Source organism: Staphylococcus sp. FSL W8-1268 (assembly GCF_038003965.1).
Taxonomy (GTDB): Bacteria; Bacillota; Bacilli; order Staphylococcales; family Staphylococcaceae; genus Staphylococcus; species Staphylococcus hominis.
Genome location: NZ_JBBOQE010000001.1, coordinates 1,943,487 through 1,967,268, shown reverse-complemented (window position 1 = coordinate 1,967,268; position 23,782 = coordinate 1,943,487). Strand labels below are relative to the sequence as shown.

Here is a 23,782-nt window from a genome sequence, read left to right as displayed (position 1 = left end):
AGGAGAAAGGAAATATGAGAAGAGTCATTACATATGGTACATATGATTTATTACATTATGGTCATATAGAATTACTAAGAAGAGCTCGTGAAATGGGCGATTATTTAATTGTAGCTTTATCAACAGATGAATTTAACCAAATTAAAAATAAAAAATCTTATTATGATTTTGAACAACGTAAAATGATGTTAGAATCTATTCGTTACGTTGATTTAGTGATTCCAGAAGATGGATGGGGTCAAAAAGAAACAGACGTTGATCGTTATGATGTTGATGTTTTTGTTATGGGCCATGACTGGGAAGGTAAATTTGACTTCCTAAAAGACAAATGTGAAGTTGTATATCTAAAACGCACTGAGGGTATTTCAACAACTAAAATTAAACAAGAGCTATACGGAAAAGATGCAAAATAAATAATAATTTATTAAAGACACATATAGACACCTTAGAAGTTTAGCTATGTCTCAATCATTGGTTAAATCAAGTAGATAACAATAATTTTTTGATTTGACCCATCCTTTTGGGAGTGAACAGTGAATTCAAAACGAATTCTAGGGCACTCCTATTTTTATGTGATAAAACATTTTAAATAAAATGCTATACTAAGAACAACCGAATTACCAGTTAAAATACATTTAAATTAGGATAAATACTAAATATAATATCAAAAATACAAATACAAATTGATGACTAAAGAGGTTTATTTATGAAACAACACAATCCATTATTTTTTCTATTTAAACGATTGTCTTGGCCCTATGCTTTAATAATAACTGCTGTTATCATTTCTTCGTTAGGAAGTCTTAGCGGATTATTGATTCCACTGTTTACAGGTCGCTTAGTAGATAAATTTTCTACTAATAATATTAATTGGAATATTGTCGTTCTATTTGCAAGTATCTTTATCATTAATGCATTACTTAGCGGTTTAGGTATTTATCTCTTAAGTAAAATTGGAGAAAAAATGATTTATGGCATTCGTTCATTACTGTGGGAGCATATGATTAAACTGAAAATGCCATTTTTTGACAAAAATGAAAGTGGTCAGTTGATGAGTCGTTTAACTGATGATACTAAGGTCATTAACGATTTTATCTCTCAAAAATTACCACAATTACTACCAGCTATTATCACATTGATTGGTTCCATTATTATGCTGTTTATTATGGACTGGCAAATGACTTTACTGACTTTCATAGCTATTCCAATATTTATGGGTATTATGATTCCACTTGGAAGACGTATGCAAAAAATTTCAAAACATACCCAAGCAGAAATTGCCAATTTTAGTGGATTATTAGGTCGTGTATTGACAGAAATGCGTTTAGTAAAAATTTCTAATACTGAACAAAAAGAATTAAATAATGCACATTATAACTTAAATGAAATATATAAATTAGGTTTAAGACAGGCAAAAATAGTAGCGATTATTCAACCTATTTCAAGTGTGATTATGTTATTAATGATAGCCATTATTTTAGGATTTGGTGCAATTAGAATTGCTACTGGTGCTATTACAGCAGGTGCTTTAATAGCTATGATTTTTTATGTGATGCAGTTATCTATGCCGCTTATGAACTTATCTACACTAGTTACTGATTACAAAAAAGCTGTAGGCGCAAGTCAACGTATTTATGAAATTATGCAAGAACCCGTGGAACCGATGGAACAGTTAAACCCCATTGCTAATATCAACATTGAGAATGGAGCACTTGAATTTAATAACGTAGAATTTAAATATGATGTAAAAACGATTCTTGATCATATATCATTTCGTATACCTCAGGGCGATATTAGTGCGTTTGTTGGTCCTTCAGGTTCTGGGAAAAGCACTATTTTTAATTTAATTGAACGTATGTATGATATCGATAATGGTGATATTACATATGGTAATAAAAGTATTTACGATATTCCAATTACGAATTGGCGTAGCAAAATTGGATATGTCATGCAGTCAAACTCTATGATGACAGGAACAATTCGAGATAATATCTTATATGGTATTAACCGTACTGTCTCTGATGAAGAACTAATTAAATATGCAAAATTAGCGAATTGTCATGACTTTATTATGCAATTTGATGAAGGATACGATACATTAGTGGGCGAACGTGGATTAAAACTGTCTGGGGGTCAACGACAACGTATTGATATCGCTAGAAGTTTTGTGAAAAATCCAGATATACTGTTACTTGATGAAGCTACTGCAAATCTTGATAGTGAAAGTGAACAAAAAATTCAAGAAGCTTTAGAAGTATTGATGAAAGGTAGAACAACGATAGTGATTGCACACCGTCTCTCTACGATTAAAAAAGCAGGTCAAATTATTTTTATTGATCAAGGACGTGTGACGGGAGAAGGTACACATGACGAATTAATGAAATATCATGAGAAATATCATCAATTTGTGACTACACAAAATTTAAATAAATAATGGATATTGAACATCTAAATATCACGATGATAAAGTAATATATAATTTTACAGTGTAGATGAAAAAATCTTAGGCTGATAAGATATAGTTAGTACACAAACCCATTGCTTAAAAATTAATTGAATAAACATAAATAAAATTGGAGAGAATGATATTGAATAAACTATCAATAATTATTACATATTTTAATAGTGAAGAATATATTGAAGATTGTATTAATAGCTTAAAAAATCAAAGGAATCAAGATTTTGAGATTATTATTGTAGATGATGGTTCTACGGATCATTCAACACAAATCTTAAATAAAACGTTAGCATCTTATGATAAAGATGTGACGTTTATTCAACTTGAAACAAATACTGGTCATGCACATGCTAGAAATATTGCTTTGGACTCAGCAGAAGGTCAATACGTGATGTTTTTAGATGCGGATGATCAATTAGCCTCATATGCTATTGAATATTATTTAAATCATATCAATGGTTTAGATACATTAATTGCGCCGATACACAAATTTACAATGCAACGTCCTCAATATGTAGACAAGGATAAGATACGTTTGCAGTATCGATCACACCATTCATATCCTAATTCAATTTTAAGAAAAGAAACTGTATGTAATATTTTATTTAGAAATGCAATTATTAAAGCACATGACATTAAATTTAATGAAGATTTAAGCATTTTTACTGATAATTCATTTGTATTAGAGTATCTGAAATATGCTGAACACTTTGTTAGAATTGTTAATTTTCCGTTTTATTATCGTGGTGAAGTATATGACCCATTTAATGGTAATACACTAAGTGATCAAGATTTTATTGATAAATTTGAAGACTATACAAATAGTTTCTTTGATGCTATGCAAAGAACTACAAATAAAGAAGTTAAGAAATTTTTAGTCCAAAGAATGAAAAATGAAATTAAAAAAGGGTTTGATCCTTCGCTTAGAGATATTAAAGCAAGATATATTGCTTTAGAGGACACTCTAGTTAAAGTCGTAAAAGCACTAAAATGGAATATCATTAAAGATGGTAAATTGTTATATAATCTTGAAATCATGTTTTTATCTATGAATGACATTGAGAATGCAAGATATGTGAATGAATTACGTAAAAAAACACGTTTATTTAAAAGTATTCTTACAAACAGTAAGATGAAAGAACGTGCTAAATATCAACTTACAGATAATGAAAATATAGTAGATCCACATACGATTGTATTTGAGTCATTTGGTGGCAAAAATTACAGTGATAGTCCAAAGTACATATATGAATATATGCAACAACACTATCCACAATATAATTATATTTGGGTCTTTTCTAAGCCTAATAACAATATTATTCCTGGAAATGCAACTAAGGTGAAAAAAGGATCCAAAGAATATTATGAAGCCTATGCTAAAGCGAAATACTGGATTTCAAATGCTCGATTACCATTGTATTTAAATAAAAAAGAGAATCAAGTGTATATTCAAACTTGGCATGGTACACCGTTAAAACGTTTAGCAAATGATATGAAAGTGGTAAGAATGCCAGGAACAACAACAGCAAATTATAAAAAGAATTTTTATACAGAAGCATCTCGTTGGAATTATTTAGTATCTCCAAACCGTTATTCTACGGATATCTTTAAATCTGCTTTTTGGATGGATGAAGAAAGAATTTGGGAAATTGGCTATCCAAGAAATGATGTATTAATTACAAGACAAAATGATACTGAGTATATAGAACAAATTAAAAAAGATTTAAATTTACCGAAAGATAAAAAAGTTATTATGTATGCGCCAACTTGGAGAGATGATGAATTCGTTAAAAAAGGTCAATATTTATTTGATTTGAAAATAAATTTAGCTAATTTAAAAGAGCAAATTGGAGATGACTATGTCATTTTACTAAGAATGCATTATCTTATTGCAAATGCATTAGATCTAACTGGATACGATGATTTTGCTATTGATGTTTCAAATTATAATGATATTTCAGAATTATATTTAATATCTGATGCGCTTATTACTGACTATTCGTCAGTGATGTTTGATTATGGTATTTTGAAACGTCCTCAATTTTTCTTTGCTTATGATATTGAAAAATACGATAAAGGTCTTCGTGGCTTCTATATGAATTATATGGAAGATTTACCAGGAGAAATTATTACAGATGAATTTAAACTTGCTGAAGAATTAAAATATTTAGATACACATAAAGAAAAATATAAAGATAAAATTGAAGCGTTCTATAATGATTTTTGTTCAATTGAAAAAGGTCAATCTTCTCAATTTATAGCAGACTATATTAATAATGATATTCATGAAAATGAATCATAAAATCAAATAATATAAAGAATGGGAAATAGTTACTTTAAATTCGTTTTCCCATTCTTTTTCTATATAACCGGATTAAGTTTAAATGGTGTTTATGATAAATAACAACAAAAAAGAGAAATAGACAACTATTTTATTAAATATGTTATTTTAACGAACATTTTCTCATGGTATAATGTTAAATGTACTTTTTACAGAACGTTAGTTGTCATTTTATGAAAATAGTACGGTTCTATTTAAGGGTAATGTGATACATATTAATTTTAAAATGTGGGTAGGTGTCTTATGTTTTTACTAATAAATATCATTGGATTACTTGTATTTTTAGGAATAGCAGTTTTATTTTCTAGGGATCGCAAACATATTCAATGGAAATCTATATTAATCTTAGCTCTTTTAAATGTATTCTTAGCATGGTTCTTTGTATATTTCCAAATTGGAAGATCGATTGTTGAAGGTTTAGCAGCTGCCATTGCTTGGATTATTCAATCAGCTCATACTGGAACAGGTTTTGCATTCAGTAGTTTTACAAGTGGTAAACAAATGGATATGGCAGTGAGTGCATTATTTCCAATTTTATTAGTTGTTCCACTATTTGATATTCTTATGTATTTTAATATTCTTCCTAAAATTATTGGAGGAATTGGTTTTGTACTTGCGAAAATTACACGTCAACCTAAATTCGAATCATTCTTTGGTATCGAAATGATGTTTTTAGGAAATACAGAGGCGCTTGCAGTCTCTAACGAACAACTTAAGCGTATGAATGAAATGCGTGTATTAACAGTTGCAATGATGTCAATGAGTTCTATTTCTGGAGCTATTGTAGGTGCCTATGTTCAAATGATTCCTGGTGAATTAGTGTTAACGGCAATTCCTTTAAATATTATTAATGCAATTATTGTGGCTTCTATTTTAAATCCTGTCACTGTTGAAGAAAAAGAAGATATTATCTATAGCATTAATAATGATGAAAAAGTTGAACGTCAACCTTTCTTCTCATTTTTAGGAGATTCAGTATTAAATGCGGGTAAATTAGTACTAATTATTATCGCTTTTGTTATTAGTTTTGTAGCGTTGGCTGATTTTTTAGATCGTTTTATTAATTTGATTACTGGATTAGTAGGCAGTTGGATGGGTCTGAAAGGTAGTTTTGGTTTAAACCAAATCTTAGGTGTCTTTATGTATCCATTTGCTTTATTGCTTGGCTTACCATGGGGCGAGGCATGGATAGTGGCACAACAGATGTCCAAAAAAATCGTCACAAACGAATTTGTAGTTATGGGTGAAATTACAAAAGTAATTGATACATATAGCGCACATCGTCGTGCAGTGATATCAACATTCTTAGTTTCATTTGCAAACTTCTCTACAATTGGGATGATTGTTGGTACATTAAAGGGTATAGTTGATAAGAAAACATCAGATTTTGTTTCAAAATATGTACCGATGATGTTATTATCAGGTATTTTAGTTTCACTACTTACTGCAGCATTTGTTGGTTTATTTGCATGGTAAGGTATTAAAAATTAAATCATTTTATAGTCAACCATTAGGAGTGAACATTGAATTCGAAAAGAATTCTATGTCACTCCTATTTTTATTATTCATTTTATTGCATGATAAAAACCAAGCATGCAAAGTGAGGAGACACTTTATATACTTGGTTTTTATGGGAAATGAATATTAATGTACTTGTAACGGTAAGGACTAGGTACTGTCACAGTACTTCGAGCAAAATTTGTTTTGTTACTATAAACAACACAAAGGAGATAACTTCTTATAATTAAGAAGTTATACATAGTATAGCAAACTAATATTTATAAGTAAACGAAAAATTCAGAAAATTTTCACGTATTTATTATTAGTACATTAGATTTAAAGATGACTATGTATCATATTTAAATTAAATATTTATATTTTAAGATATTTAAAATTTATTAATACATTTAATTTTTAAAAGTATATTGTAGGAAATGATGAGACTGTGCTAACATTTTAATCGTTATAGTCGTAAAAGGAGTGGGTGTTTTTGAACAAAAATATAAAAAATATACTTTTAGTTATACTAGGTTCTTTTATCTTTTCAGTAGGGGTCAATGCATTTGTTATATCAGGTAATTTAGGTGAAGGTGGCGTCACAGGTATTGCTATTGTATTATATTACGCTTTTCATATTTCACCAGCGCTCACTAATTTCGTTGCTAATGCAATATTGATTGTTATTGGGTATAAATTTTTAAGTAAAAAAAGTACGATATTAACAATTATTGCTACTGTACTTATTTCTGTTTTTTTAAGTCTTACAGAATCATGGCACGTAGAAACAGGTAATGTCATCATCAATGCGGTATTTGGCGGCACAAGTGTTGGACTAGGTATTGGAATAATCGTTTTAGCAGGTGGCACTACAGCTGGAACAACAATATTAGCAAGAATAGCTAATAAATACTTAGATGTTAGTACAGCATACGCATTATTATTTTTTGATTTAATTGTAGTAGCCATTTCTTTAACAGTGCTACCGTTAAGTAAAGCATTGGTAACTGTGATTTCACTTTATATAGGCACGAAAGTAATGGATTATGTTATTGAAGGACTTAATACAAAAAAAGCAATGACAATTATTTCTAGCAAACCTGAAGAGGTAGCTAAGGCCATTGATGAACAAGTTGGTAGAGGTCTTACTATATTGAATGGACATGGTTATTATAGTAGAGAAGAAAAAGACGTTTTGTATGTTGTTGTAGCTAAAACTCAAGTAACTCGTGCCAAACGAATTATAAAAAAAATAGATAAGAATGCTTTCTTGGTTATTCATGATGTGCGTGATGTTTATGGAAATGGTTTTTTAATCGATGAATAAAAAAAGGACCCTAAAAATTCGAGGTGTTTTATGTATATCTCAGATTTTTAGGGTTATTTTTTATAGTTGTCTCATAGTAAAAAGAATAGTCAAAACTGTGTATAAATGGTATACTAGTAATAATTAATTGAGAACGATTATCAATAGATGTCGTAAATATTTTTTGTACAAAGGTAGGGCCTATATATGAATCGTTTAAATGCATCTCAAGTAGATATAGGATATAGAAATACGACAATTATAAAAGAATTAGATGTTCAAATATGTGATGGTAAAATCACATCAATTATTGGACCGAACGGTTGTGGGAAATCTACATTATTAAAAGCACTTTCAAGACTGATTGAAGTGAAAAATGGAGAAGTATTACTTGATAATCAAAACATTCAACATCAATCTACAAAAGAAGTAGCCAAAAAAATTGCCATTTTACCTCAAACTCCAACAGTGACTGACAGTATAACAGTTGAAGAACTTGTTTCATATGGACGTTTTCCTCATCAAAAAGGATTTGGACGATTATCTAAAAAAGATAAAGATGAAATTGAATGGTCATTAAACGTAACAGGCATTACAGAATTTCGTCATCAATCGATTAATGATTTAAGTGGAGGACAAAGACAACGTGTATGGATAGCAATGGCTTTAGCACAAAAAACAGATATTATTTTTCTTGATGAACCTACAACGTACTTAGATATTTCTCATCAGTTAGAAATTTTACAATTGGTGCAACAGTTGAATAAAGAATTAGGGTGTACGATTGTTATGGTCTTACATGATATCAATCAGGCAATTCGATTTTCGGATTATTTGTTAATCATGAAAGAAGGACAAATTATAGATAATGGACCTACTGACCAAGTCATATCTAAAGAGATATTAGAAAGTGTGTTTAATATAGATGCAGTATTAGGAAAAGATCCTAGAACAGGGAAACCACTTTTAGTCACTTACAATTTACTTGAAAAAAGGTGAGATCCATTATAACTTCAGCAACACAGCTACAATTATTATGATGTTGGATACCTATCTCAGTCATTTTTAATATATGGGCAGTCAATGACTAATATTTTGTTTGATACACAAATATTCGCGCTTTCAGATAAGTTATTTTATAATGAAAATACGCTGATTAAGATACACTTTAATAAAAAATCAATGTCGTTATTTAATTGATTGACTGGAGTTGAAATGATGACAACTATAGTTATTATTAGTCATAGTGAAAATATAGCTAAGGGAACTAAAGATTTATTAAATAAAATGACAAATGACATAAATGTGATTGCTTATGGTGGAGTAAACGGTGAAATTGGAACTTCATATGATGATATTGAACAATTGATTAATCAGTTAGATGATGATGCATTATGTTTTTATGATTTAGGATCATCAGAAATGAATATTGATTTAGCAATTGATATGTATAAAGGTAAGTATCATATTTACAAAGTAAATGCACCCATTGTAGAAGGAAGCTTTACAGCAGCAATGTCTTTAAGTGTTGGTAAAACTGCTAATGAAGCGATTCAAGAAGTGAATCGATCTTCATTTAAGTCTACAGCATTTAAATAAGTAATGATGAATTTTGATGTTTTTTTTATATAAAAAAAAGGTTATAAAATGATTATCCAAAATGAATATGATAAAATAAATAGCATGATATTGATGACGAAAGTAGGTGGACATTACGCTACAAGAAGATATTAAATTTTACGTTCTGAACGGCAAATTTAAAGAAATTAAAAATATAATGTCCAATATTGATTTTATGGAATTCGAAGAAGTATATATATCATGTGCTCATGAACAAGAAAACATTATGTTTTATACTTGTATATTAGATATGATGAAGGATAATGAAACAGCAGAATTACATGATTTAGCATTTTTATTATTAGTCTATCCTTTGAGTGAAGTAGAAGGCGCTTTAGAAGCGGCATATTATCATGCAGATGCTTCTATTCAGTTAACAAATGGTAAGGAAATAAAAAGTTTGCTTCAAATGCTATTATTATATGCTATACCCGACCCAATTATTTCAGATTCTGAAGCGTTTAAAGTAGCTAAACAAATTTTAAAATTAGATCCTAATAATCATGTAGCAAGAAATGTGTTAAAAGATTCAGCTAAACGCATGGATAATGTTATAGTCAATTTTGATGAATTAAAGAAATTTGGAAGTTCAAAATAAAATAATATAGTGAAATAAGAGAGTTAGATAATGAATAGCCATGGTTATTCAGTTTATCTAACTTTTTTTAATAATGTTTTACTTAGTAACTCAAATATAATTTTTGTGACAAATTATTATAAATATTAAAATTTTTAAATTGTTTGTAAGAGTATTAATGCTAGTACTTAGAAGCGATAAGCGTTGTCTCACAACGTTTATGCACTGTTGCATATTATTATTAGTACGTTATAATTTTGAATGTGTCAAAAATAAGGAGGTTAATCAATACATGGGGTTGAATAAAGAATCTATAAAAATAGGTTTTGCTTATGTGGGGATTGTAGTAGGCGCAGGATTCTCTACAGGGCAAGAAGTAATGCAATTCTTCACGCCTTATGGTCTATGGTCATATATTGGCGTGTTAATATCAGGATTAATTTTAGGATTTATAGGGCGACAAGTCGCTAAAATTGGAACGGCTTTTGAAGCAACAAATCATGAATCAACATTACAATATTTATTTGGTGAAAAATTTAGTAAAATCTTTGATTATATTCTAGTCTTTTTCTTATTTGGAATTGCTGTAACAATGATTGCAGGTTCAGGCGCAACGTTCGAAGAAAGTTTTGGTATACCTACATGGCTTGGCGCGTTAATTATGACGGTCGTTATTTATTTAACACTATTATTAGACTTTAATAAGATCGTAAGAGCGTTAGGTTTCGTTACACCATTCTTGATTGTCATGGTAGTTCTTATTGCTATATATTATCTATTTGCTGGAAGTATCTCTATCAGTAAAGTTAATAGTACAGTAGATCACCCAAGTTTATTCTTAGGTATTATTAGAGGATTAATGTACGGTGGATTAGCTTTTGCTGTAGGATTTAGTACGGTTGTAGCGATTGGTGGAGATGCATCTAAACGTCAAGTATCTGGTGCCGGTGCTTTATTTGGCGGTGTAGTGTATACTGTTTTACTTGCACTGATTAACTTTGCACTACAATCAGAATATCCACAAATTAAAAATGAACAAATTCCAACTTTAAAATTGGCGAATGAAATTCATCCATGGCTTGGATTAGTTTTAACAGTGATTATGTTAGCAGTAATGTATAATACTATTTTAGGATTGACTTATTCGTTTGCTGCACGTTTCACTGAGCCATACAGTAAAAAATATCATATATTTATTATTATTATGATGATTGCAGCCTTTATTTTAAGTTTCGTTGGTTTTGCAGACTTAATCAACTTCTTATATAACATTATGGGCGTAGTTGGATTATTTATTGTAGTAGCAGTGCTTATTAAATATTATTTACGTAAAAGTGATAACAAAGATCACATTGCTTAAAATTGATAAAATAAATATTCCATAAAAAAACTGCCTACAAAGTTAAATAACTCATAGACAGTCTAAGGCAATTCGTGTAATTAACACGAATTGCTTTTTTGCATTTTGAACGTAGCGTATAATACATATTGTAATTAAAGTAGTAATTTAGCCATAATATATTTATTAAAATATTGATTGTTGATCAGTAATTTATTTTTAAGTTCGCCTTCAATATTAAATCCAGCGCCTTTAAGTAGCATGATTGCGTGTGTATTTTCAGGAACGACTGAAGCTTGAAGACGTTTAATATTATGGTTAAGAGCCCAAGCTTCAACAGCATTAATTAAAGCAAGTCCAATACCTTTTTTTTGATACAATTTAGTAACGCCAAGTGTAATAACTGCTTCGTGTTGTGTACGCTCGTATTTTTCAGTAGTGACGAATATACATCCAACGAGTTGATCATCTTCTTCAGCTACATAGATGGTATTTCTCGGAGAAGTGATGATGCGCTCTAGAAGGTTACTAATAGAAGACACACTAGGGTTAAATTCTCCAGGATTATAAAGTGTATAATCAGATTCATCATATATTTTAGTTAATAATGTTGTCAAAGCTTCAGTATCTTTTATACTAATTTCACGAATAATATGAGCCATTCGGCTTCCTCCTGAGATAGTAATATAACATACATTATACCAATTATTTAAAAAATATACATATTTAGAATTTTAAAAAGGAGTAACAGAATAATGAAACCTAATGTATTATTAGCGGGTGGTAGTGGATATATAGGTAAGAATATTAGTAGTGCGATAGAAAATGATGCAAATTTGTTTGCTTTATCTAAATATCCAAATACAAAAAAAGAATTTAATCATAATATAAAATGGCTAAAAAAAGATATTTATAATTATGAAGATGTTAAATCAGCAATGTCAGGGATGAATATTGCAGTATTTTATTTAGATCCTAATAAAAATTCTGCCAAGCTTACTCAAGCAACGGCACGTGATTTAAATCTCATTGCAGCCGATAATTTTGCAAGGGCAGCAGCACAACAAGGAATAAATAAAATTTTGTACGTAAGGGGGAGTCGCTTTGATAATGAGACAATACAGTGTTTAAAAAACTATGGTGTTCCTGTAGAAACGACTGAGACCTATATCAAGCGCTCTCATATTAATGTTGAGTTACAAATGTCTAAATATAATGATATACGGACAGCATTAAGAATGATATTACCTAGGAAATGGTCTTTAGAACAATTAGTCGCTTATTTTTTTAAATGGCTGAATGATACACGTGGTACATTTTTACACACGAAATATATAGAAAATCGATATATAATATATGCTCGTAACGAGTTTAAGCCTCTATTAGTAATGAAAAAAGAAGTAAATGATAATCGTTTAATTACATTTAATTTAGTAGGCGGTTCAATTATAAAAAAACGTTCTAAAAAACAAGGGAAATTGGAATTTCGTCAAATTAAAGGAACGCGTTTAGTAATTGTTCAACTATATGATTATATTCCTAAATTGTTATGGCCACTCTATTATTTTTTTCAAGCTCCCGTACAAGGTTTAATTATGAGAGGGTTTGAAATTGATTGTCGTATTAGGCATTTCAATGGACGTGTGCAATCAGGAGAAAAAATGAAATATACAAAGTGATAGGATGAAAACATATGCAAATATTATTAGTAGAAGATGATCAGACGCTTTTTCAACAACTAAAGAAAGAATTAGAAAATTGGGATTTTTTTGTTTATGGTGTCAATGATTTTAGTAACGTAATGGAAACATATCATAATGTTCAGCCAGAAATTGTTATAATGGATGTGCAATTACCTAAATATGACGGATTCTATTGGTGTCGTCAAATTAGACAAGTGTCTAATGTGCCTATTTTATTTTTATCGTCACGTGATAATCCTATGGATCAAGTGATGAGTATGGAATTAGGTGCAGATGATTATATGCAAAAGCCTTTTCATACCAACGTACTAATTGCGAAGTTACAAGCAGTTTATCGACGCGTATATCAATTTGGCGCAGAAGAAAGACGTACATTAAATTGGCAAGATGCACTAGTCGATCTTTCAAAAGATAGTATTCAAAAAGGCGATAAAATCATTTATTTATCTAAAACTGAAATGATTATTTTAGAAATGTTAATTCAAAAACAAAATCAAATTGTGACTAGAGATACATTAATTACAGCGTTATGGGATGACGAAGCGTTTGTTAGTGATAACACATTAACAGTCAATGTAAATCGATTACGAAAAAAATTATCTGAGATCGGTATGGAAACAGAAATTGAAACAAAAGTAGGTAAAGGATATATGGCACATGAGTAATGTGAAATGGTTTTGGCTATTTCTTAAAACACGAAGTAATTGGATATTTTGGATTATATTTTTACAGTTTGTATTTTTAGGGATGGCATATATAGACTATGATATGGCAATTGAAAGTGTAGTGTACATTGTCCTATTAAATATAGGTTTAACTTGTATATTTCTTGTTTTTACTTTTTTAAGAGAAGTAAAATTATATCAACATTTTTATAATAATAAGGAAATCGAAGAAATTAAACACAAAGAATTAGCTGAGAATCCATTTCAACAAGAAATGGTGGACTATTTATATCGTAAATTATTGTTTCACAAAGAAAGAGCTACTGAACAACAAATTCATATACAAGCGTCGGAACAATCGTTAACTGAATTTGTTCACGATATTAAAACACCTGTTACAGCAATGAAATTATTAATTGATCAAGCTGAAGATATGGAACGTAAGAAAGCCTTACTTTATGAATGGTCAAGAGTGAATGAATTATTAGATAAGCAACTTTATTTAACACGTCTTGAATCTAAAAATAGAGATATGTATTTCGAAAAAGTACCATTAAAACGTTTAGTGATAGAAGAAATTCAACTTACTCGTCATATCAGTCAAGTTAAAGGTATTGGCTATGTATTAGAATTTGATACGAATCCAGAAGTATTTACAGATGTAAAATGGTGTCGCATGATGATTAGACAGATTTTATCTAATTCTTTGAAATATTCTCAAGGAAAAGATATTGTTATTCGATCGTTAGCTAAAAAAGACCATATCGCTTTAGAAATTACTGATTATGGACGTGGGATTAGCGCTAAAGATTTACCACGTATCTTTGAAAGAGGTTATACTTCTACCGCAAATCGTAATGAAACAACTTCTTCTGGAATTGGTTTATACTTAGTAGAAAGTGTAAGACATCCATTAGGTATTGAAGTAGAGGTCGAGTCGACGGTGGGAGAAGGAACAACATTTATTTTAACGTTCCCTATGCAAAACGAAGTCATAGAAAGAATGTCACAAGAGAAATTAAGTTTATCATAATGGTGTTGTTAAAATAGTGTATAAATGTAATTGTTCGTTTTATAGAAAGAAGATATTGGACTTTACTATAAAAAGTTTGAACTAAAACTTATATAATATTTAAAGTAAATACATAAATTAAGCTTATGGAAATAACATTTTAGTATAACAAGTGAGCAGAACATTGGGTAAAGCCTGAGACTTTATAATGACGTCTCAGGTTCATCTATATCATTCAATAGTTAAAATATATGATAGTGAGGGACATTCTAAATTGACAATATTACAAGCAAAGCAAATTGTTAAAACATATGGGACAAAACAAACGATACAAGAAGTGTTAAGAGGTATTGATTTAAACATTGAAACAGGAGAGTTTGTTTCAATTATGGGACCTTCTGGCTCTGGTAAAACAACATTACTTAATGTTTTAAGTTCAATAGATTATTTATCACAAGGATCTGTCATACTAAATGGAAAACAATTGGAAAAGTTATCAAATAGGGAACTATCAGAAATTAGAAAAAAAGATATTGGATTTATTTTTCAAGAATATAATTTATTACACACACTTACTGTAAAAGAAAATATTATGTTGCCTTTATCAGTACTTAAATTAAATAAGGAAGAAATGAATAAACGTTATAGACAAATTACTGAAGCGCTTAATATATATGATATTAGTGATAAATATCCGTCTGAAATCTCAGGGGGACAACGTCAACGAACATCTGCAGCGCGTGCATTTATTACATATCCTAAAATTATTTTTGCGGATGAACCAACAGGGGCTTTAGACTCTAAGAACACTAGAGATTTACTCATACGTTTTGAAAAAATAAATAAAATCTATGATGTAACTATTATCATGGTTACACACGATCCACTTGCAGCAAGTTTTTCTAATCGTGTTGTAATGTTGAAAGATGGCTTAATATTTACTGAAATTTATCAAGGACAAGATAATAAACAATTATTTTATGAAGAAATATTAAGAGCCCAAAGTATATTAGGTGGCAAGGTTTATGAGTTTTAGCTATATTATTTGGAGAAATTTCCTAAGAAATATTAAGCACTATGCTATTTATATGTTTTCATTAGTCATTAGTACTGTTTTATATTTTAGTTTTATTACGATTAAATATGTTCATCATCTCCATATACATGAGTCTTTATCTATTATTAGAGAGGGTTCTAAAATAGGAAGTTATTTTCTATTTATAATCATCGTTGTCTTTATTATGTATACCAATATTCTTTTTATTAAAAGACGAAGTTACGAATTGGGACTATTACAGATTATGGGGTTAAATAAAGTAAGTATTATTTATATGTTTATGTTAGAACAATTGTTTATTTTCTTGATCACTGCAGTTTTAGGTATGATTATAGGGAGTGTTGGGTCTAAAATTTTACTTATGATTATATTGAAATTATTAGGTATACATACTTCGGTATCGCTTATTTTTAGTGTAGACGCTATAATTCAAACCTTATTTATTTTAATCGTTGCATATATTTTAATTATTCTTCAAGCTATCATTTTCTTAAATAAATATTCTGTTACACAATTAATGGAGTCTGAAGAATATATAGATGAAACAGGTAAACATATTACATTTGGAGAAATTATTCTAGGAATTTTAGGTATTGTTTTCATTTTGGCAGGATATTATTTATCCACACGATTTGTTGAATTATTAGATGATATCGTATTACCTTTCATTATTTTATTTTTAACTGTGATCGGAGCCTATTTCTTTTTTAGAAGTTCAGTGTCTCTAATATTAAAAATAATTAAATCATTTAAAAGTGGAAATGTAACTGTAAATGATGTTATTTTCACTTCTTCATTAATGTTTAGGATTAGAAAGAATGCTTTTTCTTTAACAATCATTTCTATTATTTCTGCTATTACTGTATCTGTCCTATGTTTTGCAGCAATTAGTCGAGGATCTTTAAGTAAAGAAATTTTATTAGAATCACCGTATGAAGTAACAACGAACAACGACACCTTGTCCGAGAAGTTAAAATATCAATTAGAGCAACAGCATATTGCATATAACTATAATTATAAGCAAGTAGTGTACACGCATTTATATAAAGATCATCTATTTGATGTAAATGCAGCTAGACCTTATTCGGTGACTATAACAAGTGAAGATTACTTTTCAAATATTTCTTTGAAAAAAGGACAAGCAGATTTAATTATCCCAGAAGATGTTATTCCTGAATTAACTAAACATCGGCCACACGGAACAACAATGATTGGTACGAAGCGACATCATACTAAAGTTCAACTTCAAAAAGTGATTCATAAAGTTTATTTTAAAGAGAGTGTAGATTTAGGTGGACCGACACTCGTGCTTAATAACGGGGATTATCAATTTATAAAACAACATGTTAAAAATAAGGACATCATTTCTCAACATGGTTTTGATTTAAAACATACAAAAGATATACCTAAATTAGAAAAGACTATCAATCACATGAATCAGAATTTAAAAACTAGAAGTCAGATAGCAAGCGAAATTTCAAGTTTAACAGGAATTTTATTATTTGTAAGTTCTTTTTTAGGTATTGCATTTCTTATAGCAACTGGATGTATTATCTATATTAAACAAATTGATGAAACTGAAGATGAATTAGAAAATTATTCAATATTACGTAAATTAGGTTTTACTCAAAAAGACATGGCTAGAGGTCTAAAATTGAAAGTGGCGTTTAACTTTGGACTACCTTTGGCTATTGCTTTGCTGCATGCATATTTTGCAGCACTTGTATTTATGAAATTTATAGGATTTACAAATCAAATGTCCATTTTTATAGTTATGATTATTTATACAATAGTATATAGTATGTTTGCATTTATTGCTTATAATCATTCTAAGCGAACAATCAATCACTCAATTTAAGAGAGAATATTTCGAGTTTGTAAAGAATTTGTAAATTTATTGTAGAGATGAAAAAATTATGATATTTTCAATTAGAGACAAATTAGGTGTTAAGTAGAAGTGTATCGTAATTGGTATAACATTATATTTACATAAACTTTACAAAAGCTTTCTAAATAATGTTTTAAAATAAGCTATTGTAAATGTAGCTCATTTTTAAATTGTCTTAAATTAAATAATAAACGTGTGATTGATAGCAATCGCTAAAATGGAGGCATTATAATGTTCACTAAGAAAAAGGATAAGTTTATGGTTCAATTAGAAGAAATGGTATTTAATCTGGACCGTGCAGCTGTAGAATTCGGGAAAATGGATTTTAATACCCATTTAGATTTAAAAGCTTATTCTGATAACATTAAAACGTACGAGTCACATGGTGACGAACTTATGCACAAGGTCATTAGCGACTTAAATCAAACATTTATCACTCCTATTGAACGAGAAGACATTCTATCATTGTGTAATGCAATCGATGATGTACTTGATGCAATGGAAGAAACATCTGGAATGTTTGAAATGTATTCAATTGAATATACTGATGAATATATGGCTGAATTTGTTGACAATATTCAAAAAGCTGTCGCTGAAATGAAATTAGCAGTTGGTTTACTTGTTGATAAAAAATTATCTCACATGAGAATTCATTCAATTAATATTAAAGAGTTTGAAACAAATTGTGATGGTATATTAAGACAATCAATTAAACATATCTTTAATAGTGAAACAGATCCAATCACTTTAATTAAAATTAAAGATATTTACGAAAGCTTAGAAAATATCGCTGATAAATGTCAAGCTGTTGCTAACAACTTTGAAACAATTATCATGAAAAATAGCTAAGGGAGTTTTAAATTATGGAATATGTATTAGTCATCACTATAGCTATCGTTGTATTTTCTCTAGTCTTTGACTTTATCAATGGCTTTCATGATACAGCAAATGCAATTGCTACTGCGGTTTCTACGCGTGCATTGACACCAAGAACAGCTATTTTTCTAGCTGCAGTTATGAACTTTATAGGGGCACTTACTTTTACAGGGGTAGCTGGAACAATTACTAAAGATATCGTAGATCCATTTAAATTACAAAATGGTCTAGTAGTAGTATTAGCGGCTATTATCGCTGCTATTGTTTGGAATTTGGTGACTTGGTTATATGGTATACCAAGTTCTTCATCGCATGCCTTAATCGGTGCTATTGCTGGAGCTGCAATAGCTGCACAGGGATTTACAGTATTACATTATCAAGGTTTTACTAAGATTATCATTGTATTAATTATTTCACCAATTATCGCATTTTGTGTTGGTTTTATCATGTATACAATTGTTAAAATTGTTTTTAAAAATGCGAATCTTACGAGAGCAAATCGTAATTTCCGCTTTTTCCAAATGTTTACTGCAGCGCTTCAATCGTTTTCACATGGTACAAATGATGCTCAAAAATCAATGGGTATTATTACTCTTGCCTTGATTGTAGCGAATTTACAAGATCCAACGAATGTGGAACCGGCATTATGGGTTAAAATTGCTTGTGCCACAGCAATGGGTCTAGGAACTGCAATTGGTGGTTGGAAAATTATTAAAACAGTAGGCGGAAATATAATGAAAATACGACCTGCTAATGGAGCAGCTGCTGATTTATCTTCAGCATTAACGATTTTCGTTGCTTCATCATTACACTTCCCATTATCTACAACACACGTTGTATCGTCATCAATTTTAGGTGTAGGTGCATCAAATCGTGCAAAAGGTGTAAAGTGGAATACAGCTCAACGTATGATTATTACATGGATTATTACGTTGCCAATTTCTGCTATTTTAGCAGCAATTATATTTTGGATTTTAAATATTTTTCTTTAAGGTAAATTAACCACAAAATAAGCTTGAGACATAAACATGTCTCAAGCTTATTTTGTGGTTTGAATCATATTAATGAATATAGTTATAGCTAGAAACTAATGAAGCAGGAATCACACGAGTATCTGTATTATAAGGCCCATATGTATAATTCATTTCTGAAATTAGAATACTACCATCTGGATTCACACGCTCCACATATGCTACATGGCCATAATACCCAGCAGTCGATTGCATAATTGATCCAACAGTAGGGGTATGATTAACAATATAACCATCTGAAGCAGCATTATAAGTCCAATACTTAGCATCAGACCAATATGTACTAATGGGTGATCCAGCTTGAGCGCGACGATTAAATACATACCACGTACATTGACCAGCAGTGTAAAAATTTTGATGGTTAAAGGTTGGTGAAGAATAACCAGTGCTTTGAGAAGCAGTAGTAGACGATGAGTTTGTAGTACTTGAACTACTTGGAATTTTTAATATTTGACCAGGGTAAATTAAATAATTTGAAAAATTATTTGTATTCATTAAGTCAGTAACTGAAGTTCCATATTTATTAGCGATACGAGAAAGTGAATCACCAGATTGAACAGTATAAGTAGTAGAAGACTTACTTGATAAACTACTTGATGTAGTAGTAGATGATCCATTAATAGTTAGTACTTGTCCTGGAAAAATTAAATTACCATTTAAGTGATTATTTCGTTTAAGCTCATCAACAGGCGTATTGTATTTGTTTGCAATACTCCATAAGGAATCTCCAGGTTGAACAGTATATTGTGTTGATGCTTCAGCATGATGAGAGAAAAATGCTACAGCGCCTGACGCAATAGACAACGTAAAAGCTAACTTTTTCAAACTACGTATCCTCCTTGAATTTTAAAATTTATTTTTAGAATTTAATATTGTTAAATTTGTATAATTCATCTTTTTATATCACATGCATATACTATCAAAAAAATATAAGAATATGTGGGTTGTTATTATCTTGTAATATTATTAAAAGTAATACTATTTTTTGTAAATAGATAAAAACCTTGATACAGTAGTCTTTAACAGTTTTATTTAGATAAAATTAAATTTTTTTAAAAAGAAATTTGTAATATTTCTTATAGTAAAATTGAAGCAAGTACGTATCATGTAAGAAGTAGGTTGAATTGTGTTTAATGATTTAAACTTGTAATAATTTTTATATTTTCTTGATAGGATGCTTACTTAAAAGTAAATAAATTATACTATTTTTGTATTCCCAACAAATATTGTACAATATTTGTAAGACACTATTTAAAAGAGGAGTATAAGATGTCAAGTTCTTCAAATTTAGTAAATCATCAACATCAGAGCGTACGTTCAAAAGATAATACTCGACAAAACCATGCATATCGTAAAGTTTGGCTATTTTTTACATATTATTGGCTTATTTTTGGGATTGGCTGTTATTTAGGTCAATATTTGCCTGTAGAATGGCGACGTCCTTTATCAATTACATTATTTGTCATTGTATTAGCGACGTTATTTATTAAAAGAGCACGTAAATATGGTCTTATTATTTCGCATATCTATGCTATTATTATTGGTTTATTATCGTATGCAACATTTTCAATGTATATGCAAAATTTAGGAGCAGAGGTTTTTTATAAAAATATATTGTTAGCCATTATAGCATTCATTGTATTTGGAATATTGGGGTATTTTGTTATTCATGATGCTTCTAGCTTAGGTAAATATTTATTTGTAACGTTAATTGCCCTTATTATTGCTAGTCTAGTTGGCTTATTTATTCATAATTCAATATTCCATATCGTTATTACAATGGTTAGTTTAGTCTTGTTTTTACTATATACATTATTTGATTTTAATCGCATGAAACATGGTAGATTTACGCCAAGAGAAATGGGGTTTAATTTATTTCTTAATTTATTAAACATCATTAAAGATATATTGAATTTAGCAAACCGCTTTAAAAACTAGTCATTCATATTTATAATAAGTTGAATATTTAGAAAAGATGTTCTCACATTGTTTTCAAAACATTTTAAATAAAGAGTAGTCTAAGCTGTTTATTTTATTAAAGTAAGAAGGCAATTATAGAGCATCTTTTTTAAATAATTATGAAATGTATTTAATATAAAATCAGACTTAATTTAATTTTATACATATTTTTGATTTAGTATTAATGTTGTGATAGATTTACATTTAAACACTTATAAATTAGCATTTTTATATAAACACATTAAAAGAAGGACTACCAAGATTAGAAAGAGGTTAGTATATGTCTAATGGGTATTTTCAGGTACTTACTAAGCATGAATATCAAATGACACGTTGTCAAGATGGTATCATATTGCTGTTCCCAATAGAAGGTTCATTAGAAATTCAACATTTTGCCAAAAAAGTGACGATTAATAATGATCTCTACGTTATAAACAATAAAGATATTTTTTCAATTAATAAGAATGAGAAAACATTAATGATTTATATTGCAAGTGATTGGTTTAAAGAAGAAGGATTTAATTTCTTTGATTATAAATATTCAATTAATTTAGTTAAATCTATTAATGCAATAAAAAAAGCATTATTACAGATAACAATGAATCATATTAATCATAAATCTGTTTCAGAAGATAACAAATACATAGTTGACATTGTTCAAATTATTGGAAGACAAGGTAGTGTTGAAATAGATATTGCTAATGATCAATATAATTATGCTTATTATGGGGAGTTAAGTGAAGTATTAGACTATATTAATGAAAATATTGAAAAGAAATTAACATTAAAAGACGTTTCATCTAATCTATTTACATCTAAATCTAATTTATCATCACAATTTACACAGTTGTTAAATATTAGTTTTAAAACTTATGTAGACACTTTGAAAATTGCAAATTCATTTGAATTATTATTGAAAACAGACGATACGATTAGTTTAATTAGTGAAAAAGTAGGGTTTAGTAATGCATCAAGTTATTCTAAAACGTTCAAAAGTTATATGGGGATGACACCAAATGAATATAGATCATGTAATAAATATGAAAAAATGATTTTTATGGATTATGAAACTCATATTGATGATAGTCTACAAAATATAAGAGATATAATTCTGTCACAACAATATTATTATCAAAAGAAAACAGAACATAAAATATATCTCGATTCAAAATTAGATATGTTTATTAAACCTTATCAATGTGTAGTACAAATCAATACGATTGAAGAAATAAAACTGTTATTTTTAGAAAAATATATCGATTATCTTGACGAGAGTCCATCATTAATGATTTATGTAAGAGTGGATATGAAGGAAATAAAAGAACACTTCACTGTTAAAGAACTTCAGCGAATATTTGAATATATTATTAGAAAAAATCTAAATATAAGTTTTAAACTTGAGGATTTAAACCTAATTAATTTTCTTGAAATAACATATGAAAATGTACTAGATTATCTTGAAATACACCAAGTTGAAGTAAATGTAAATCACGAATTAGGTATTGTTTTTGATTTAGAAAAGATTGATTTAAAAGCCATTTATCGTATGATATTAAAAATACAACATAAAACAAATCGGTTTTCTTTTGGATTAGAAATTAGCAACCTGCTAAATAATCCAGTTTTATTTAAAACTTTAGAATCGCAAATTAAAAGAGTGAATTTCCAATTTCTGTTTATTGATAATTCAAAACTAAATCAACCCTATTTAATAGAAGGTAATAATCGTTTATTAGTAAAGAATATATTACATTATCAAAATATACGTGAAATTTTAAATCACATTGATTTAGAAAATCAAAGAATCATATTTTTAAACGTTGAAAATCATGTGTTTTTAAATAGTGAATATAATGACTTAAATAGTAGTGCCCCGTTAATTGTAGAAACAAATATTAAATCAGCTCAACACTTTGACGGTATTGGTTTCAATTTTAGACAGGATAGTCATCAATTTAATGCTTTACATCTTTTTGATGAAAAAGGTTTTAAAACAATATTAGGAACAATGATGGCCCATATCATGACGCTTAGTCAGGAACCAAAATACATTAAAGATCATTATATAGTAATTGAAAAAGAAAATAAATTCATACTATTTATATATGATTGGCGTGTTCTAGAAAGTGAATCACGAAATGCTAATTATGAAAAAACTGATATATATGTAGATTTTAAACATAAGACAAATAAAAATCATCTTATAAAAATTCAACAGATTGATGATTATAACGGCAATATTAATCATATTATTACTGAAGACATACGTAATCGTTATCAATGGTCTAAAACATTCTTGAAGAAAGTAAATCGTTTATTACATCCTTCTTTTAAAATTAGAGAACACAACTTTAATAAAGAGGCATTACAAATTAAACTTGATTATAACGGGCTTTATATAATTGAGATATATAAATAATAAATTTCATCTCAAAAAAGTTTTTCACAACAAT

20 protein-coding genes are annotated in these 23,782 nt (G+C 28.9%); 18 read left to right on the top strand and 2 right to left on the bottom strand.

The genetic code is table 11. The features are described 5' to 3' along the window. Positions 1 to 14 precede the first annotated feature (14 nt). The 9 genes from tagD (at position 15) to NST64_RS09965 (ending at position 11,159) form a co-directional block, all read left to right on the top strand. A complete protein-coding gene (gene tagD / locus NST64_RS10005) occupies positions 15 to 413 on the top strand; it encodes a glycerol-3-phosphate cytidylyltransferase (RefSeq protein ID WP_002449131.1) in 399 nt (132 codons plus the stop codon). A gap of 293 nt (positions 414 to 706) precedes the next feature. Continuing rightward, a complete protein-coding gene (locus tag NST64_RS10000) occupies positions 707 to 2,434 on the top strand; it encodes an ABC transporter ATP-binding protein (protein ID WP_002449126.1) in 1,728 nt (575 codons plus the stop codon). A 154-nt stretch (positions 2,435 to 2,588) separates the two neighbouring features. Continuing rightward, positions 2,589 to 4,760 carry a bifunctional glycosyltransferase/CDP-glycerol:glycerophosphate glycerophosphotransferase gene (locus NST64_RS09995; protein ID WP_145441835.1) on the top strand — a complete coding sequence of 724 codons (2,172 nt, stop codon included), beginning with the start codon at positions 2,589 to 2,591 and terminating at the stop codon, positions 4,758 to 4,760. A gap of 282 nt (positions 4,761 to 5,042) precedes the next feature. Beyond that, positions 5,043 to 6,275 (top strand): NupC/NupG family nucleoside CNT transporter, encoded by a 1,233-nt coding sequence (locus tag NST64_RS09990; RefSeq protein WP_049418576.1) that lies wholly within the window; start codon positions 5,043 to 5,045, stop codon positions 6,273 to 6,275. Between the two features lie 514 nt (positions 6,276 to 6,789). Beyond that, on the top strand, positions 6,790 to 7,623 hold the full coding sequence (locus tag NST64_RS09985) for a YitT family protein (protein ID WP_107632382.1): 834 nt from the start codon (positions 6,790 to 6,792) through the stop codon (positions 7,621 to 7,623). A gap of 186 nt (positions 7,624 to 7,809) precedes the next feature. Continuing rightward, positions 7,810 to 8,601 (top strand): ABC transporter ATP-binding protein, encoded by a 792-nt coding sequence (locus tag NST64_RS09980; RefSeq protein ID WP_002455667.1) that lies wholly within the window; start codon positions 7,810 to 7,812, stop codon positions 8,599 to 8,601. Positions 8,602 to 8,820: 219 nt separating this feature from the next. Continuing rightward, entirely contained in the window at positions 8,821 to 9,201 is a 381-nt protein-coding gene (gene dhaM, locus NST64_RS09975) for a dihydroxyacetone kinase phosphoryl donor subunit DhaM (protein ID WP_049418578.1), read from the top strand. Between the two features lie 178 nt (positions 9,202 to 9,379). Continuing rightward, positions 9,380 to 9,820: a hypothetical protein gene (locus NST64_RS09970; RefSeq protein ID WP_227967701.1), complete on the top strand. Its 441-nt coding sequence runs from the start codon at positions 9,380 to 9,382 to the stop codon at positions 9,818 to 9,820. Between the two features lie 271 nt (positions 9,821 to 10,091). Further along, a complete protein-coding gene (locus NST64_RS09965; protein ID WP_002449130.1) occupies positions 10,092 to 11,159 on the top strand; it encodes a YkvI family membrane protein in 1,068 nt (355 codons plus the stop codon). A gap of 134 nt (positions 11,160 to 11,293) precedes the next feature. On the opposite strand, the gene NST64_RS09960 is transcribed toward NST64_RS09965, so the two are convergent. Then, positions 11,294 to 11,800, bottom strand: a complete 507-nt coding sequence (locus tag NST64_RS09960) for a GNAT family N-acetyltransferase (RefSeq protein WP_049418583.1) — start codon at positions 11,798 to 11,800, stop codon at positions 11,294 to 11,296. 93 nt (positions 11,801 to 11,893) lie between these two features. Between NST64_RS09960 and NST64_RS09955 the strand changes: the two genes are divergently transcribed. The 7 genes from NST64_RS09955 to NST64_RS09925 all read left to right on the top strand — a co-directional run bounded on the left by NST64_RS09955 (position 11,894) and on the right by NST64_RS09925 (position 19,331). Continuing rightward, positions 11,894 to 12,817 (top strand): NAD(P)H-binding protein, encoded by a 924-nt coding sequence (locus tag NST64_RS09955; RefSeq protein WP_049418584.1) that lies wholly within the window; start codon positions 11,894 to 11,896, stop codon positions 12,815 to 12,817. A 14-nt stretch (positions 12,818 to 12,831) separates the two neighbouring features. Then, positions 12,832 to 13,506: a response regulator transcription factor GraR/ApsR gene (graR, locus tag NST64_RS09950; protein ID WP_049418586.1), complete on the top strand. Its 675-nt coding sequence runs from the start codon at positions 12,832 to 12,834 to the stop codon at positions 13,504 to 13,506. Beyond that, positions 13,499 to 14,539, top strand: coding sequence for a sensor histidine kinase (locus NST64_RS09945; protein ID WP_049418589.1), 1,041 nt, complete (start codon positions 13,499 to 13,501; stop codon positions 14,537 to 14,539). Before graR ends, NST64_RS09945 begins: the two co-directional genes overlap by 8 nt. A 253-nt stretch (positions 14,540 to 14,792) precedes the next feature. Next, the gene (locus NST64_RS09940; RefSeq protein WP_037556016.1) at positions 14,793 to 15,554 is read left to right on the top strand and encodes an ABC transporter ATP-binding protein; all 762 of its coding nucleotides are present in this window, start codon (positions 14,793 to 14,795) and stop codon (positions 15,552 to 15,554) included. Beyond that, positions 15,544 to 17,433 carry an FtsX-like permease family protein gene (locus NST64_RS09935; protein WP_107632383.1) on the top strand — a complete coding sequence of 630 codons (1,890 nt, stop codon included), beginning with the start codon at positions 15,544 to 15,546 and terminating at the stop codon, positions 17,431 to 17,433. The genes NST64_RS09940 and NST64_RS09935 overlap by 11 nt, the downstream gene beginning before the upstream one ends. 261 nt (positions 17,434 to 17,694) lie before the next feature. Further along, the gene (locus NST64_RS09930; RefSeq protein ID WP_002449132.1) at positions 17,695 to 18,312 is read left to right on the top strand and encodes a DUF47 domain-containing protein; all 618 of its coding nucleotides are present in this window, start codon (positions 17,695 to 17,697) and stop codon (positions 18,310 to 18,312) included. A gap of 14 nt (positions 18,313 to 18,326) precedes the next feature. Continuing rightward, complete coding sequence (locus NST64_RS09925; protein WP_002449135.1) at positions 18,327 to 19,331, top strand: inorganic phosphate transporter; 1,005 nt, start codon at positions 18,327 to 18,329, stop codon at positions 19,329 to 19,331. Positions 19,332 to 19,400: 69 nt separating this feature from the next. On the opposite strand, the gene NST64_RS09920 is transcribed toward NST64_RS09925, so the two are convergent. Continuing rightward, positions 19,401 to 20,195 carry a LysM peptidoglycan-binding domain-containing protein gene (locus NST64_RS09920; RefSeq protein WP_107632384.1) on the bottom strand — a complete coding sequence of 265 codons (795 nt, stop codon included), beginning with the start codon at positions 20,193 to 20,195 and terminating at the stop codon, positions 19,401 to 19,403. Positions 20,196 to 20,639: 444 nt separating this feature from the next. Between NST64_RS09920 and NST64_RS09915 the strand changes: the two genes are divergently transcribed. Both NST64_RS09915 and NST64_RS09910 read left to right on the top strand, forming a co-directional pair. Then, positions 20,640 to 21,308, top strand: coding sequence for a Bax inhibitor-1/YccA family protein (locus NST64_RS09915; protein WP_049418595.1), 669 nt, complete (start codon positions 20,640 to 20,642; stop codon positions 21,306 to 21,308). 301 nt (positions 21,309 to 21,609) lie between these two features. Continuing rightward, a complete protein-coding gene (locus NST64_RS09910) occupies positions 21,610 to 23,748 on the top strand; it encodes a helix-turn-helix transcriptional regulator (RefSeq protein ID WP_107632385.1) in 2,139 nt (712 codons plus the stop codon). The last annotated feature ends 34 nt before the right edge of the window (positions 23,749 to 23,782 follow it).

Bases quoted from the DNA above. Each gene is read 5' to 3' on its own strand.
- NST64_RS09960 (WP_049418583.1), bottom strand. From the start codon at position 11,800: ATGGCTCATATTATTCGTGAAATTAGTATAAAAGATACTGAAGCTTTG.
- NST64_RS09910 (WP_107632385.1), top strand. From the start codon at position 21,610: ATGTCTAATGGGTATTTTCAGGTACTTACTAAGCATGAATATCAAATG.
- NST64_RS10000 (WP_002449126.1), top strand. From the start codon at position 707: ATGAAACAACACAATCCATTATTTTTTCTATTTAAACGATTGTCTTGG.
- NST64_RS09945 (WP_049418589.1), top strand. From the start codon at position 13,499: ATGAGTAATGTGAAATGGTTTTGGCTATTTCTTAAAACACGAAGTAAT.
- NST64_RS09935 (WP_107632383.1), top strand. From the start codon at position 15,544: ATGAGTTTTAGCTATATTATTTGGAGAAATTTCCTAAGAAATATTAAG.
- NST64_RS09970 (WP_227967701.1), top strand. From the start codon at position 9,380: ATGTCCAATATTGATTTTATGGAATTCGAAGAAGTATATATATCATGT.
- NST64_RS09915 (WP_049418595.1), top strand. From the start codon at position 20,640: ATGTCAAGTTCTTCAAATTTAGTAAATCATCAACATCAGAGCGTACGT.
- NST64_RS09930 (WP_002449132.1), top strand. From the start codon at position 17,695: ATGTTCACTAAGAAAAAGGATAAGTTTATGGTTCAATTAGAAGAAATG.
- graR (WP_049418586.1), top strand. From the start codon at position 12,832: ATGCAAATATTATTAGTAGAAGATGATCAGACGCTTTTTCAACAACTA.
- dhaM (WP_049418578.1), top strand. From the start codon at position 8,821: ATGACAACTATAGTTATTATTAGTCATAGTGAAAATATAGCTAAGGGA.
- NST64_RS09990 (WP_049418576.1), top strand. From the start codon at position 5,043: ATGTTTTTACTAATAAATATCATTGGATTACTTGTATTTTTAGGAATA.
- NST64_RS09965 (WP_002449130.1), top strand. From the start codon at position 10,092: ATGGGGTTGAATAAAGAATCTATAAAAATAGGTTTTGCTTATGTGGGG.
- tagD (WP_002449131.1), top strand. From the start codon at position 15: ATGAGAAGAGTCATTACATATGGTACATATGATTTATTACATTATGGT.
- NST64_RS09955 (WP_049418584.1), top strand. From the start codon at position 11,894: ATGAAACCTAATGTATTATTAGCGGGTGGTAGTGGATATATAGGTAAG.
- NST64_RS09980 (WP_002455667.1), top strand. From the start codon at position 7,810: ATGAATCGTTTAAATGCATCTCAAGTAGATATAGGATATAGAAATACG.
- NST64_RS09925 (WP_002449135.1), top strand. From the start codon at position 18,327: ATGGAATATGTATTAGTCATCACTATAGCTATCGTTGTATTTTCTCTA.